Raw genomic sequence first — 13,155 nt, forward strand, 5'->3', positions numbered from 1 at the left:
TCCCCCGGTCGGCTTCCACGTAAAGCTCGAGACGATGCGGAGATGACGTGGTATCCAGATGCTGGTCCTTGAGTTTCCAAGGCGCTTGCAAGCCCAAGCCAAGGGTCAGGACCTGAGTACCATCCATGTCAATTCTCCAGTCTGTTCGGGGCCCATATCCTGGACCATTCCAGGGCACTAATTCCACACCTGGCGTCGAAGAGCCAGTTTTTTGTTGTCACCTCGACGTTGATCTGGTTTGCCAGTAGACTTGTCTATTGATGATGGTCTTGGTTTCAAATCCATGATTTGACCCTTTTATTTAAGAAGGTTAATCTTGGCTGTATAATTTTTGTGCAGTATTGATGGCTTTCAAGATGTGTATGAAAATTAATACAAAAATATTCCCAAGGTCTATTGCTGGTAACTCATGATTTGGTGCGTTTTAAAAATGTACTGCGACAAGTTGGAAGTACAAGATGGATAGAATTACCTCGGGACCACGAATGCTTACTGTTGAAGAGAGGCAAGAGCTTCGTCGTGACATGGCAGAATCGTCAGCTTGGGCCAAAGCTGAACTAAAACGTCGACGAGCTGGAAATAATCAAAAAAATTTTGAGCATGGTATAGATGATGGTATCGAGAAAGGTGGCCTTTCTAACTAGCTGTTATTTCGATGTATTTTCTGCTCATTGATGTTCGAGTGGGAATGATCGCCTGACGATCACCCCTCGCTGAGCTGACGCAGCGTTTCGTCCTGACGGTCTCTTGAACTGATCGAGACGAGAACGCAGCAAGCAAAAAGCCCTTCTGGCCATTGGCCGGAAGGGCTTTTTTGTGGGCGCGATTCAGGAAACGCTTACCGCCTTGTTTACTCCAGCTCGGCTCATTCCTGCTTGGCTGGCGCCTGCCTGGCCTTGCTCAGGTCGAGCCGGACACTGTGGGCGGAGTGGAAGAAGCCGAAGTCGGCCATCAGGCGGGTGTCGCCTGCGGGAGTTTGCCATTCGACTTCGGCGCGGTGATTGCGGACTTCGTGCATCACGGCGTCGTATTTCAGCAGCAGTGAGTCCGGTTCGGCTTCCTCGGTCTTCACATCCCATTGTGTGACGACCAGCAGGTAGTCGCCGAGTTGTGGCTGATAGGTAGAGGTGAGATGCGCCTCGGTGAGCGTCAGCGGCAGCGCGTCGCCGTCCTTGGAGAGCGCCAAGTGCCGACTGAGATAGTCACCGAGTTGATCTGTCAGCGTCTGCGCCAAGGGGGCATCGGGCTTGGCGTCACCAAGCGCTGCCAGTTGTGGCGCGGCGATCAGCAGATCTTCACGCGGGAACTGGAGAGTGAGCTTGAGCGTGTGCTTTGGCTGCTGCTCAAAGATGAGCGTGCTGCCGGGCAGGGCATGGGCGTGAGCCGTCTGGACGATGCCCATGCCGCTGACTCCCATGCCGCTGATTCCCCTACCATTGCCGCCAAGCGTAGTCCCGCCGATCATCACCGCGAGCGTGAGCAGCGCCGCGCGCCACGGCGAGCAGCGGGTCATTCGTTCTGGCCGCCGTAGTCGTCGGTGCGGTCACGCCATACCGAGTGCGGATGGTTGCCGACCTTGTCGGTGGACTTGTTGGACTGCAACGAGAACTCGATCCACAGCGACGGGCCGTGTATCCGCACATAATCGTTTTCGGCGCTGACCTGCGGCGTGCCGGAGAAGCCGAGATAGGTCTCGGGAAGCTCGGAGGTGTACTTCTTCATGTAGGCCGCGGCTTCGGGGGCGGAGATGTCGTCCACGTAGGTCTCGATGGCCGTCAGCAGCAGGGCTTGCTGGTCATCATCCAGTTCGGAGACCGGCAGGCCTTCATAGCTTTCGGGGATGGCGTCGTCGGCCTGGGGGCCAGCGAGGATGTCGCGGTAGGTGCCTTCCAGCGTGGCCTCGGCCTTCTGGTCATCGGAGAGCGAGCTCAACAGGGTGGCGAAGGCATCGCGTTCCTGGGTCAGCGGCTCGTTCACGCGACCGTTCATCTCGAAATAGGGGAAGGGTTCCACGCCACGGAAGGAGGGCGTGGCACCGGCCAGCTTGCCGTCGGTGTAGGTGCTGGCGAAGGCCATGTGGTGGCCGCCGTAGTACAGCTCCCAGGTGCCGGTCTCGCCGGGCGTGCCGAGGAAGGCGAACTTGGTGTTGTAGGAGGAGTAACCGGCCTTGTAGTCGGTGCTGACGGTGTTGATGTAGTCATCGGCGTTGAGCGTCTGGAGCATCTCGTCGAAGCCTTCATCGGGCGCGTGGCCGGTGGCTTCCAGCATGATGGCTTTGACGAGGCCGCGCTGCTTGATGTTCAGCTCGCCCAGCAGCACGCCGGGGCGTTTCGGGAAGGCGCCAGCGGGCAGATTGCTCCAGTTCTCGGCCTCAGCGAGCGAGTAGTCATGCTGCAGGTTCTGCAGGATGTCATCGCCGGAGATATCCGCCTTGAGCAGGTCAATCAGGCACAGCATGCGCTCATAACCTGGCGTGTCGCCGCACTCGGCGGCGCTCTCGGGGATGGGCACGCTCTGCATCTGGGTGCTGGTATCGCCCATGCGCGCGCGCAGTGCCTCGCTCAGGGCCTGGTCTTCCGCTGACATCGGCGGCGGGCCATCGTGATCGGGCGGCGGCCCGTCGTGCCCTTGTTGTGCGAGGACGGGGAAGGACAGAAGCGCGGCCAGCGCGGCTCCTCCGGTCACTGCGAGACGTCGGGACATCGTTGGGCCTATTTTCCGGGGACAGGAGGAAAACCTTAGCCCGCCTGACGTCGAGCAGGAAGCCTTCACCCGATGATTTCTTTGTGCACATGCGGTGGGCTGTGCGTCGGCTGGCGACGACAGCCACGGGCCATGTCACGGCTCACGCCAGTGTCAGATCACCGTCGTATTCGAAGCGTCTTTCCTCGCCGGTGACGGGGTCAATGAACTCGAATCCCTTGGAGAGCAGCTGCAGGGGGCGCGCGTAGTCATCCGGCGAGAGCGGTTGCAGTACGGGGTAGTAGCGGTCATTCAGAATCGGCCAGCCCAGAGTCTGCATATGCACGCGTAGCTGGTGGGTTCTGCCGGTGACAGGGTGCAGCTCGAACAATGCTTGGCTCTCTGTCTGCTGCACGCAGCGAATCACCGAGTGGCTGTTGGCCGCGCCGTCGGTGACATGAATGCGGAAGCGTTGCTCGCTCTGCTCGAGACGATTCTTCACCTCCCACTGCTGGCCCACCAGGGATTCATCGCTGTGGGTCTCGGCGATGGCCTGATAGGTCTTGTGGATATTTCGTGACTTGAACAGCTGATGGTAGAGGGGGCGCGTGTCGGGATTGACGGAGCACAGCACCAGCCCCGCCGTGACTCTATCCAGCCGATGCACCGCCTGCAGCGCCTCTATTCCGGTGCGCTTGCGCAGCCGCTGCTGCAGGCACTCGTTCACGTACAGGCCGCCGGGCGTCACCGGCAAAAAGTGCGGCTTGTAGGCCACCAGAATGTGCTCATCCTGATAGAGAATCCGCTCCGCGAAGGGAATGCTCGGCTCGCTTGCCACCTCGCGGTAATAGAACACGCGCAGATGTGGTTGGTAGGGCGACTCTGGCGTAATCCGCGAGCCATCATCGCGATGCACCTTGCCCTCGGCCATGCGCTCGCGCCAGCGTGACTCGGCAATCGCCGGAAACTTGAGCAGCAGATACTCCAGCACCGTCGTCACACCGGGATTGACCTGAGGCAAGCTCAGCTTGGAAGGACGCGCGGAAATGGACATGGAAGGCCTGAGGTCGTGGGGAGCGGCTTGAGGGAGCCATTGTACAGGGTGAGGCGGGGAGCGGCGTTGTCAGTATTTTTGGCGCTGTTATAGGTAGGGAGTGCTGGGATCAAAGGTCTATTCAAGGCGCTGAGATACAACATCAAAAAAGCCCTCCCGGCGTCGCCGGGAGGGCTTTTTCATGCGTCTTGCGGATTACCTTCACCGATCGGGTGATCTGCGGGGTTCTACTGAGATCAGACCGTTACATCGGGTGTTGCTCTTCTTCGTAGAGCTCGGCCTTGGCGTCGCGTAGGACATCTTCGCAGGCGCTGTGGTTGGCCAGTTGCAGCATCAGATTCTGGCTGAGGGCGAAGCCCTTGCCCAGGCAGGTGTCGACCTCTTCGCGGGTGAGCGCCGGGGTGACATTGCAGTCAATCTTCATCGTACGACTACCGCCATCAAAGCGGTCGGCGAGGGCGCGCAAGCGCCAGGCAAGCCGTGTTTTCCAGCGGGCGGTGGGGTCGGGGCCTTCCGTCACGTCGAGCGTGCAACGCCATTCAGGTTTGTAGACCTTCATGTGAACCTCCTCGGCTGGTCGTTTTCAATGATCGATCGTGATGTTCTGCTCCGCGTGCTGTGCTTGATGTCGTGCCTTGTTGCTCGTACCAGAAATGCGTTCCAGTCGTGCATATGACAGTCGTGCTCGAGGCTCGCGCGTCATCTTGATCGACGACAGGCCGAGCCTCTCTCCCACCATACGAGTTTTGGCGCCGAGATACATCAGTCTGAGTGTAAACGTTGCTTATCCTGATGTATCTGCAACAGCTGCTCCAGCGCCAGATGCAGCCAGTCAAAAGTATCAAGTGGCCTCACGACCCGCGCTGGCACGCCACTTTGTTCAGCGGTGGCGGGGCTGTCAGGCGGAGTGTGCTCGCCCAGCAGCTCCGCCAGGCTCTCGATCTGGATGCCTTCGCGTAATGCGAATGTCTCAAGCTCGCCACTGGCCAGCCAGATCTCCTGAATCACCGTCGGCACCGCACTCATGGCACAGGCGTAGTCGAGAATCTCGCCGCGCTCGCGTTCTGCTGCAATGCGCGCGGCATGCGCCAGCAGTTGGGCGCTCAAGGCCGGAAAGCGCGCCTTTGCAATGCGTGCCGGCAGGCGAGAGTCGCCAAGCCCGGGCGCTTGCCAGCGGCGCAGCACAGGAGGGGGCTTGATTGAAGAGCCCGGCATTGAAGCGTCTGACGACGGGCAAGCAGACGGATGGTCAGTCTTGGAGGCCATGTGGATAAACTCCAGCGCGAAGGGCGAGCCGGCAGGCCGGTCGAGGGGCAAGTGGCAAGTGGCGAGGGTTGAGGGTCAGGGCGAGGCAGCAAAGGCCATAGCCGCTGATGAATCAGACAGCGAGAAAGGCAGAGTGTTGGATTGCGGGCGAGTCAGCGTCGCTTGCGCGGCAGTCACTGCTGCTGTTTTGCCCAACAATGGCAGCTCGGGGGCGCTAAGCCGGCAGACGAAGCAGGCGTTTGCGCCAAGTAGTCATGAGGCGGGGTGGGGCTGCCAAGTGATTAATTTTGCGAGAAAAAACATCAATCGATGCAACCAGACGGCCACTTCGTGCGTACACAGCAGCACGTGCCCGCTGCGTTGCAGCGCAGGCCCATTCCCCCTGGAGAGAATTGACATGACGAAGTACGCCGATCGAATCCGCATTTCCCTGTTGCTGCTGCGCCTCGGGGTCTTCCTCGTGATCACGATGTGGACACTGGACAAGTTCTTCAATCCTGGCCACGCCGCCGCCATCTTCGAGAAGTTCTATGCCATCGGTGGCATGGGCGAGGGCATCGTCATCGCGATTGCCGTCATCGAGATGGTGCTGTTGCTGCTGTTCGTCACCGGCGTGAAGAAGACCCTAACCTACGGTCTGGTGCTGTTGCTGCACGCCGGGTCTACCTTCTCTGCCTTCAAGCAGTATCTGGACCCGTTCGATCACCTGCTGTTCTTCGCTGCCTGGCCGATGCTGGCCGCCTGTGTCGCGCTGTTCATGCTGCGCGAGATCGACACCTGCTTCACCCTCGGTGGCAAGCAGGCGCGTCTTGAGGAAGAAGCGGCACGCTAAGTGACCGTGGCCGAGCTGGCTGCAAGGTTCGGCCACTGCCCTTGCTGAGATGACACACAAAAGCGCCGCTCGGGACATGCCCGGGCGGCGCTTTTGTGTGGGGAGGTATCGCCATCGTGCGTCTTCGTGTGGCCTTGCTTGCTTGCGCCGGGGAGAGTGGGGGTTCCAGCGTCGTTATGTGTTTTTTCTTGTTATGTTTACCCAAAAGGCAATCGGCTGGCTTATGTGCAGGTGATTAAGCCCATGATTGTGTCTGCTGTTCTCCATAATCAGCATTACGTAATCATCTGATGGCAAGGCCCACAGGCAGCACTGTGCTTGCTCAGGTCACGTCATGCCTTGCTACGCCATGCGGGATTTCTGCTGCAGGCCCAGTGAGTCACTCAGCACCTTGAGGGCGCTGGAGAAGTCCTCGGCTTCGCTCGCCTGTGCGAGGCTGTCCGCGCTGGACTTCTCGCTGACGACACTGTTTGCGCAGGTCTTGTCGCTGGTCATTCCACTGCCGCTGACGCTGGCCATGCCGCGATCGCTGGCGATCACCTGACCGACGGAGTGAGCAGTGTCGCTGCCGAGTGCGTCGTCACTGGCGTTGCGCGCGATGATGGCGTGGAGGGCCGGCAGGCTGGCGTGGTTGTGGAACTGCCAGACGCCGTAGATGCGGCCATCGAAGGAGGCTTCACTGCCCAGTGTCGGGTCGACGGCGAGACCGGCGCCCAGCCCGAACATGTAGAGGCCCGCAAGACGCTGGCCGTGGATATCGCAGGGGTTGCCGTTGGCATCGGAATCCAGCCCGCCATTCACTTCACGCAGCGTGATGGGCTGATGATGAGCGTCGCTGATGGTGGGTAGAATCGGCTGATAGCCGTTGCACTGCACCACGATGGGCGCGTCGGCGAGCACTTCGCTGGCCAGTTCCAGGCGTTGGGCACTGCCGGGGCCGGTCTGCACCAGCTGGATGTCCATCGCGCACTCTTCGATGCGGCCGGTGGCCAGAATTTCCTGACCGATGGCCAGCGCCCGGTAGCGCAGCCCGCCGGAGCGGTTGATGCGACCGCTGATCGGGCATACATCGCGCTCGGCATCATAGTGATAGCCTGCGGCGCGCGCTTCTTCGGCGTTCTCGAAGAACAGCCGAATCGGCGAGCGATGTAGCAGGGTGATCTCCTTGACGCGGGTATTGCGCAGCGCGTCGGCCAGCACGTCGAGCATCGAGAAGGCGCTGTGCGAGCCCCCCACCACACAGACGCGACCACCACGCCGCAGGCGCGGCAGCAGCAGGCTGCGCAGCTGTCCCGGCGGCATGCGCAACAGCTCATCGCCGCTGTAGATGCGTGCGCGCCGCGACGGTGTCAGTCCCTGACGATTGAGGCTCTGAGTCAGTTGCTCCGGGCACTGCTGGCCGCCCAGATTGAGCACCAGGTTCTCGGTGCGCAGCCGCGACGTGCGCTGGGCCACTTCCGGTTCATGCGAGAGAGTCAGAATGCTGGTGCCGTCGAGGTACTGCAGCGTGTCCAGGCTGGTGCCGCACCACATCTCGACGCCCGGCAGGGCGGTGATGTGCGCCAATACCAGGGCACTGGCGGCTTCCAGCAGCTCGCCGATCTCATCGAGTCGCGGGGAGGAATAGGGATCGGCCCGGATTCGCTCCAGGCAGGCTTCGCCTTCAAGCGGGGCCAGCACGTCGGCGAGTGCCGGGTCGCGCAGGCAGTCGAGGAACACATCGCCGACCGAGTTGGCGGTGATGCGATATTCGCCCAGTCGACCAGCGCCAAGCTTGCCGCTGGCGTGGGTACCGCCGGCATCGAGAATCAACAGTCCGTGGCGGGCCAGTGTCGTGATCTGGCCTGTCTTGAGGGCATTGAACAGAAATCCCATGCCTGCCGGGCCGACACCGGCCACGATACATCCGTAGCCCGTGATTCTTGAGAGGTCCTTCATGTCGTCTTGCTCCCTGGGTCGTAGTGACATCTTGTGGCTGTTTCGGTAGAGAGGTGTGATCCCCTCTGACAGCTGGCGGCTTGAAGACTGCGCCGCTCTATTGCTGCTCCCCTGTTGTCGGGGCAGCGGTGACCGTGGTGTTGCGGGTGGCAAAGATCGCCTGTCCGTGCGATATCATTTGCTCTTTGACGTGCTATTACAGCAACTTGCATGCGCGTTATGCCGTGCATTGCGGCAATGAAGCTGCCGGATTCACGTCAATGGTGTTTCCATGGTGTTTCCATGGTGTTGCCGGTTCTGAGTGCCGGTTCTGAGTGCCGGCGACCTGTGCCTTGCGCCGGGCTTGATGACCGGTTTCATGACCAGCGTGATGACCGGCTTCGCACGAGCTGTCAGTACGCTTGCAACGATCCAATTCGGGAGACCACCCCGAGATCGAAAACGCCTGTGCGACACAGACAGCATTTCGCTATCTGCAAGTCATTGATATTCATGACATCGATTCAGATGGAGCCTCTGGGCGCGCAGCGGCACCGCTGCGGTAGCCGAGCAATAGCCGAGCGGTATCCAGCAGCACATCACTGATGAGAGGTGGCATTCCTCATACCCGGCATGGGGATGGGCCCATCTCGGTATGCGCCAATCCTGGTGTGTCATTGGCACTGATAGTCTGAGGCAGATAACAAGAACGTCTTGATGATTATCCCGACACGAATGTCGGCGCCATTTTCGTGAAGTGCGCTGCAGGAAATGCACGGCGTGAAATATGCAGCGACTCAACCACCGCCTGATATGGGATTTCGTGACATGCCAACTGACCGTTGGCCATTTTGTTTAATTAACGATAATTAATAAATGATATTTGGCGGGAATCGAATCCTGTCGTGACGAAAATCATGCTTTGAGTTGAGTCACATTCGAGCTGGCTCATACGGTGTGCTGAGAGGTGAGTCTGGCGGGCAAGAGAGGGCGTTGCTCAAAAAGGCTATCTCGCCTGGGGAGCCGGTATCAGGTGCTGGCATCCGTGGCAGGCGTTAGTGGCCACGCTCTGCTATGCTCTGCGCCCGCGCGTAAGCCCGTTCGGCTCGTGCCTGTTCATCGATTGAAGGAATGTCCCCGTGACTGACGCCACCGCCACCCCTGCCTTTGCCTCTCTGGCGCTGGCGCCCGAGCTGCTCGACAACCTCGCCACGCTCGAATATCACACCATGACGCCGATTCAGGCGCAGAGCCTGCCGCCGATGCTGCAAGGCCGCGATGTCATCGCCCAGGGCCAGACCGGCTCCGGCAAGACCGCTGCCTTCGGTCTGGGGCTGCTGTCGCGTCTCAAGGTCTCGCGCTTCCGTGTGCAGTCACTGGTGCTGTGTCCGACACGTGAGCTGGCCGATCAGGTTGCCGGCGAGATCCGTCGTCTGGCGCGCGGCCTGCACAACGTCAAGGTGCTGACTCTGTGCGGCGGCGCCCCCTTCGGCCCGCAGCTGGGCTCGCTGGAACACGGCGCGCACATCATCGTCGGCACGCCGGGACGCGTGGATGAGCACCTGCGCAAGGGCAGCCTGAGCCTGGTCGAACTCAATACCTTGGTGCTGGATGAAGCCGACCGCATGCTCGACATGGGCTTCGCCGAGGTGCTGGATGCCATCGTCGCCGAGACCCCGGAGGAGCGTCAGACGCTGCTGTTCAGCGCGACCTTCGCCGATGGCGTGCGCCCGATCGCCGAGCGCATGCTGCGTGATCCGGTCAGCATCGAGGTGGCCTCCACCCACGATGACAGCAGCATCCGTCAGCTGTTCCACCGTGTCGCCGATGACGAGGCGCGCTTCGAGGCGCTGCGTATCCTGCTGCTCAAGTACCGCCCGGAATCCAGCGTGGTGTTCTGCAACACCAAGCGTCAGGCGCAGGAAGTCAGCGACGCGCTCAATGAGCACGGCTTCAGTGCCATGGCGCTGCACGGTGATCTCGAACAGCGCGAGCGTGACCAGACACTGGTGATGTTCGCCAACAAGAGCACCTCGATTCTGGTGGCCACCGATGTCGCGGCGCGCGGGCTGGATATCGAAGCGCTGGATGCGGTGTTCAACTACGAGATCGCGCGTGATCTCGACGCCCACGTGCACCGTGTCGGGCGTACCGGCCGTGCGGGCAGCTCCGGTATCGCCTGCACGCTTTACACCGAGAAGGAAGACTATCGCCTGACCAGGCTGGGCGAATTCCTCGAGCAGACGCTGGAAGTCGAGCCGCTGCCCTCGAAAAGCATGCTGACGCGCGAGCCGTTCCATGCGCGCATGGCGACGCTGCAGATCGACGGTGGCAAGAAGGACAAGCTGCGCCCCGGCGACATCCTCGGCGCGCTGACCGGTGACGGCGGCCTGGAAGGCAGCAAGATCGGCAAGATCAAGGTACTGGCGCGGACCACCTTCCTCGCCGTGGAGCGTGATGTCGCCAAGTCGGCACTCACCCAGCTGATGAATGGCAAGCTCAAGGGGCGCTCCTTCCGCGCGCGTCGTCTCAAGAGCTGAGGCGGGCGGCGTCGGCGCGATGCTCGAGCAGTGTCGGCGACGTGTCTGACCGGTAGCGGCGAGAAGCCTGAGAGGGGCTGAACCAGGCTTTTCATCTGCCATGCGACCTTGATATCACCCCAAGCGATGCCCGCCACCACGGCGGGCATCGTGCTTTTTGAGCAGCAGATTGACGCTCGCAGCCGCTGCGGGCGGTGGCTAAGCTTGAGGTAACGTCCCTGACCATCAGGGCGCTGATCCGGTACCTCGTGATGACTGCCAACGCCGTCGATAATCTTCGCATTCGTGAAGAACGTCTCATTGATCATGAGCGCATCTACCGCATTCATGAATCCGTCTTTGCCGGCCATCGTGAAGCGCGCCTGGGTGACAGATTGCGTCGAGGCAATCTGGCGCAGATTTCGCTGGTGGCCGAGCGTGTCACCGACCCGGAAACCGGCCGCCACCTCAGTGAAGGCGAGGGCGGCCTGCTGGGGCATGTGATGGTGTCGCGCGTGGAGCTTTCCGGCTATCCGGACCGCGTGCTGATGGCGTTGGCGCCGCTGGCGGTGCTGCCCCAGCATCAGCGTCACGGCATCGGCAAGCGGCTGGTGATCTCGGCAGTCAAGCGCTGTCGGCTGCTGGGGGCGGGGGCCGTGGTGGCGGCAGGCCATGCGGATTTCTATACCCATCTGGGCTTTCATCCGGCGTGTCATTACGGGCTCTACTGCCATCATGACGACGTGCCGGGTTCCTTCGTCGCCTTCGAGCTGCTGCCGGACTATCTGGAGGGGCTGGGCGGTGAAGTGCAGTTTCCCGATACCTTCTCTGAGCTGGGTATTTGATCAGCAACAGGCAACTCGGCGTTGCGTGACCCTTGAAACGGCAAGGCTCCCGCTCCATGTCATGGGTAACACCACGTGGCAGCCTGCGTGAGATGGCAGCTGTCGCGTCATTCCGACCGATGATTCAAGGAGAGACATCATGAAGCTCAAGACTCTGGGTAGTTCGCTGATGATTGCCATGCTCGGTCTCGGTGGCCTGTCGCTCGCCGGTTGCGAGGACGAAGGCCCGATGGAGAAGGCCGGTGAGAAGATGGACAACGCCGTCGAGGAAGCCGGTGATAGCGTCGAGAACGCCACCGATAGCTGAGGCTCGGCTGTCAGCGCCGCGATGAATCGCCGCTGACCTGAGCTGTCGACAGACACAAGAAGGCCCCGCCTCCCATGAGGTGGGGCCTTCTTGTGTCTGGCTAGGGGAGAAAGCAATCCGCTTATGCCGAGGCGGGCTGCTGCTCGCTCTGTTGCTTGCGGTCCGCGACGGCGGCGTCGTAGGCGCGGCTTTCCTCGGCTTCGGTGGCGGCGCTGAAACGCACCAGCAGCGCGAACAGCGAGATCACGATCACGCCCATGCCCAGGTACATCAGGCCTTCCTGGTAGGTCAGCTCCTCACTGCGGAACAGGAAGCCCGCGGCGACCGCGCCCGCGTTGCCGCCCGCACCGACGATACCGGCGACCGCGCCGAGTGCCTTGCGATTGACGAAGGGCACGATACCGAAGGTCGCGCCTTCCGCCATCTGCACGAAGAGGCTGAAGACCAGCATGATGCCGATGGCCACCGCGAGGGTTTCCATCTGGGCGAAGCCGACCAGCGCCACGCCTTCACACAGCAGCGCGATGAACAGCCAGCGCACGCGGCCCTTGAGGCCGGACTGGCGGGCGAAGAGATCAGAAAACACGCCGCCCAGGGTGCGGGCGAACAGGTTCATCAGGCCGAACAGCCCTGCGATGAGACCGGCGGTGGCGAGGTCGAGATCGAAGTGATCGAAGAAGTAGATGGCGGCGACGTTGTTGATGGTCAGCTCGACCCCGAAGCAGGCGCCATAGACGAGGAACAGGGCCCAGACGCGGATGTCGCGTGCTGCCGCGCCGAAGGTGGCGCGCATGCTGTATTCCTTCTCGGCCTTGGGCAGCTCACCGCGCTCACGCAGCTCGCTGAAGTTGCCGTCCGGCGCATCCTGGGTGAAGAAGTAGTAGGCGATACCGGTCAGGAACAGCACGATGCCCGGCACGACCATCGCCAGACGCCAGCCCAGGGTCTGCTCGACGCCCAGCATCAGCAGGCCGGCCATCACCAGCGGCATCAGCATCTGGGTGGTGCCGCCGCCCAGGTTGCCCCAGCCCGCGGTGGTGGCGTTGGCGGTGCCGACCACGTTGGGGCCGAACATCACGGAGGTGTGGTACTGGGTGATGACGAAGGAGGCGCCGATGGCACCGATGGCCAGGCGGGCCAGGAAGAAGGATTCGAAGCTGTCGGCGAAGCCGATGCACATCACCGGCAGCGAGCCGAGGCACAGCAGCCAGGTGTAGGCCTTGCGTGGCCCGATGCGATCACACAGCACGCCGATGGCGAGACGCACGATCACCGTGATGGCGACGGAGGCGATGATGGTGTTGCCGATCTGGGTCTTGGTCAGGCCGAGGTCGTCACGCACCACGGCCATCAGCGGCGCGATGCCGAACCAGCCGAAGAAGCAGACGTGGAAGGCGAACCACGACATGTGGAAGGCGCGCATTTGCGGGGTGTTGAAGCTGAACAGCCGGATGCGGCTGGCCTTGTTGCGGATATCCATGAGTGGGCTCCTGATTCAGCGTCGGTGCCGGGCACGAAGTCAGGTGTGCTCGGCGAGTGGTCGAACGGCTGTGAATGAACGACAGCAAGGGCGCCTCGTCATTGAGGGGCCTGGTTCGACGCACTCGTACTCCGAAGAGCCTGGTCCACGTCATGGATAGCGATGGCAGCAGTCGGTGATGCCATGGTTGCCGGCAGCAGAGCGTCTGTGCGGCAAGTGACAGGAACAAAGCAAGTAGCGCGCCAGTTGCGGG

The 13,155-nt window shown here is 61.4% G+C and carries 12 protein-coding genes; 5 read left to right on the forward strand and 7 right to left on the reverse strand.

Annotation, left to right across the window (positions count from 1 at the left end; genetic code table 11):
* Positions 1 to 458 precede the first annotated feature (458 nt).
* Positions 459 to 644 (forward strand): hypothetical protein, encoded by a 186-nt coding sequence (locus MKZ40_RS13530; RefSeq protein WP_175090163.1) that lies wholly within the window; start codon positions 459 to 461, stop codon positions 642 to 644.
* 221 nt (positions 645 to 865) lie between these two features.
* Here the strand turns inward: MKZ40_RS13530 and MKZ40_RS13535 are convergent, their stop codons facing one another.
* From MKZ40_RS13535 to MKZ40_RS13555, 5 genes are all read right to left on the reverse strand, one after another.
* Complete coding sequence (locus MKZ40_RS13535) at positions 866 to 1,513, reverse strand: hypothetical protein (protein WP_175090164.1); 648 nt, start codon at positions 1,511 to 1,513, stop codon at positions 866 to 868.
* Positions 1,510 to 2,703 (reverse strand): DUF3500 domain-containing protein, encoded by a 1,194-nt coding sequence (locus MKZ40_RS13540; RefSeq protein WP_217485900.1) that lies wholly within the window; start codon positions 2,701 to 2,703, stop codon positions 1,510 to 1,512. The genes MKZ40_RS13535 and MKZ40_RS13540 overlap by 4 nt, the downstream gene beginning before the upstream one ends.
* 142 nt (positions 2,704 to 2,845) lie before the next feature.
* Positions 2,846 to 3,736 (reverse strand): pseudouridine synthase, encoded by an 891-nt coding sequence (locus MKZ40_RS13545; RefSeq protein WP_175090165.1) that lies wholly within the window; start codon positions 3,734 to 3,736, stop codon positions 2,846 to 2,848.
* Positions 3,737 to 3,980: 244 nt separating this feature from the next.
* Positions 3,981 to 4,295 carry a hypothetical protein gene (locus tag MKZ40_RS13550; protein ID WP_043333722.1) on the reverse strand — a complete coding sequence of 105 codons (315 nt, stop codon included), beginning with the start codon at positions 4,293 to 4,295 and terminating at the stop codon, positions 3,981 to 3,983.
* Positions 4,296 to 4,498: 203 nt separating this feature from the next.
* Positions 4,499 to 4,951, reverse strand: coding sequence for a hypothetical protein (locus MKZ40_RS13555; RefSeq protein WP_175090166.1), 453 nt, complete (start codon positions 4,949 to 4,951; stop codon positions 4,499 to 4,501).
* A gap of 448 nt (positions 4,952 to 5,399) precedes the next feature.
* Here MKZ40_RS13555 and MKZ40_RS13560 point away from each other — a divergent pair, with 448 nt between their 5' ends.
* The gene (locus MKZ40_RS13560; protein ID WP_043333725.1) at positions 5,400 to 5,834 is read left to right on the forward strand and encodes a hypothetical protein; all 435 of its coding nucleotides are present in this window, start codon (positions 5,400 to 5,402) and stop codon (positions 5,832 to 5,834) included.
* 342 nt (positions 5,835 to 6,176) lie between these two features.
* Here MKZ40_RS13560 and MKZ40_RS13565 read toward each other — a convergent pair whose 3' ends face one another.
* Positions 6,177 to 7,772 carry a pyridine nucleotide-disulfide oxidoreductase gene (locus tag MKZ40_RS13565; protein WP_175090167.1) on the reverse strand — a complete coding sequence of 532 codons (1,596 nt, stop codon included), beginning with the start codon at positions 7,770 to 7,772 and terminating at the stop codon, positions 6,177 to 6,179.
* A 1,118-nt stretch (positions 7,773 to 8,890) separates the two neighbouring features.
* Here MKZ40_RS13565 and dbpA point away from each other — a divergent pair.
* The 3 genes from dbpA (at position 8,891) to MKZ40_RS13580 (ending at position 11,422) form a co-directional block, all read left to right on the forward strand.
* Complete coding sequence (dbpA, locus tag MKZ40_RS13570; protein WP_175090168.1) at positions 8,891 to 10,291, forward strand: ATP-dependent RNA helicase DbpA; 1,401 nt, start codon at positions 8,891 to 8,893, stop codon at positions 10,289 to 10,291.
* A 251-nt stretch (positions 10,292 to 10,542) separates the two neighbouring features.
* Positions 10,543 to 11,115, forward strand: coding sequence for an N-acetyltransferase (locus MKZ40_RS13575; protein ID WP_054555319.1), 573 nt, complete (start codon positions 10,543 to 10,545; stop codon positions 11,113 to 11,115).
* Positions 11,116 to 11,254: 139 nt separating this feature from the next.
* Entirely contained in the window at positions 11,255 to 11,422 is a 168-nt protein-coding gene (locus tag MKZ40_RS13580; protein ID WP_166019763.1) for a hypothetical protein, read from the forward strand.
* A 121-nt stretch (positions 11,423 to 11,543) separates the two neighbouring features.
* Here the strand turns inward: MKZ40_RS13580 and MKZ40_RS13585 are convergent, their stop codons facing one another.
* Complete coding sequence (locus tag MKZ40_RS13585) at positions 11,544 to 12,902, reverse strand: NarK family nitrate/nitrite MFS transporter (RefSeq protein WP_043333727.1); 1,359 nt, start codon at positions 12,900 to 12,902, stop codon at positions 11,544 to 11,546.
* Positions 12,903 to 13,155 lie beyond the last annotated feature (253 nt).

It is taken from the genome of Cobetia sp. BMC6 (assembly GCF_029991385.1).
Classification (GTDB): domain Bacteria; phylum Pseudomonadota; class Gammaproteobacteria; order Pseudomonadales; family Halomonadaceae; genus Cobetia.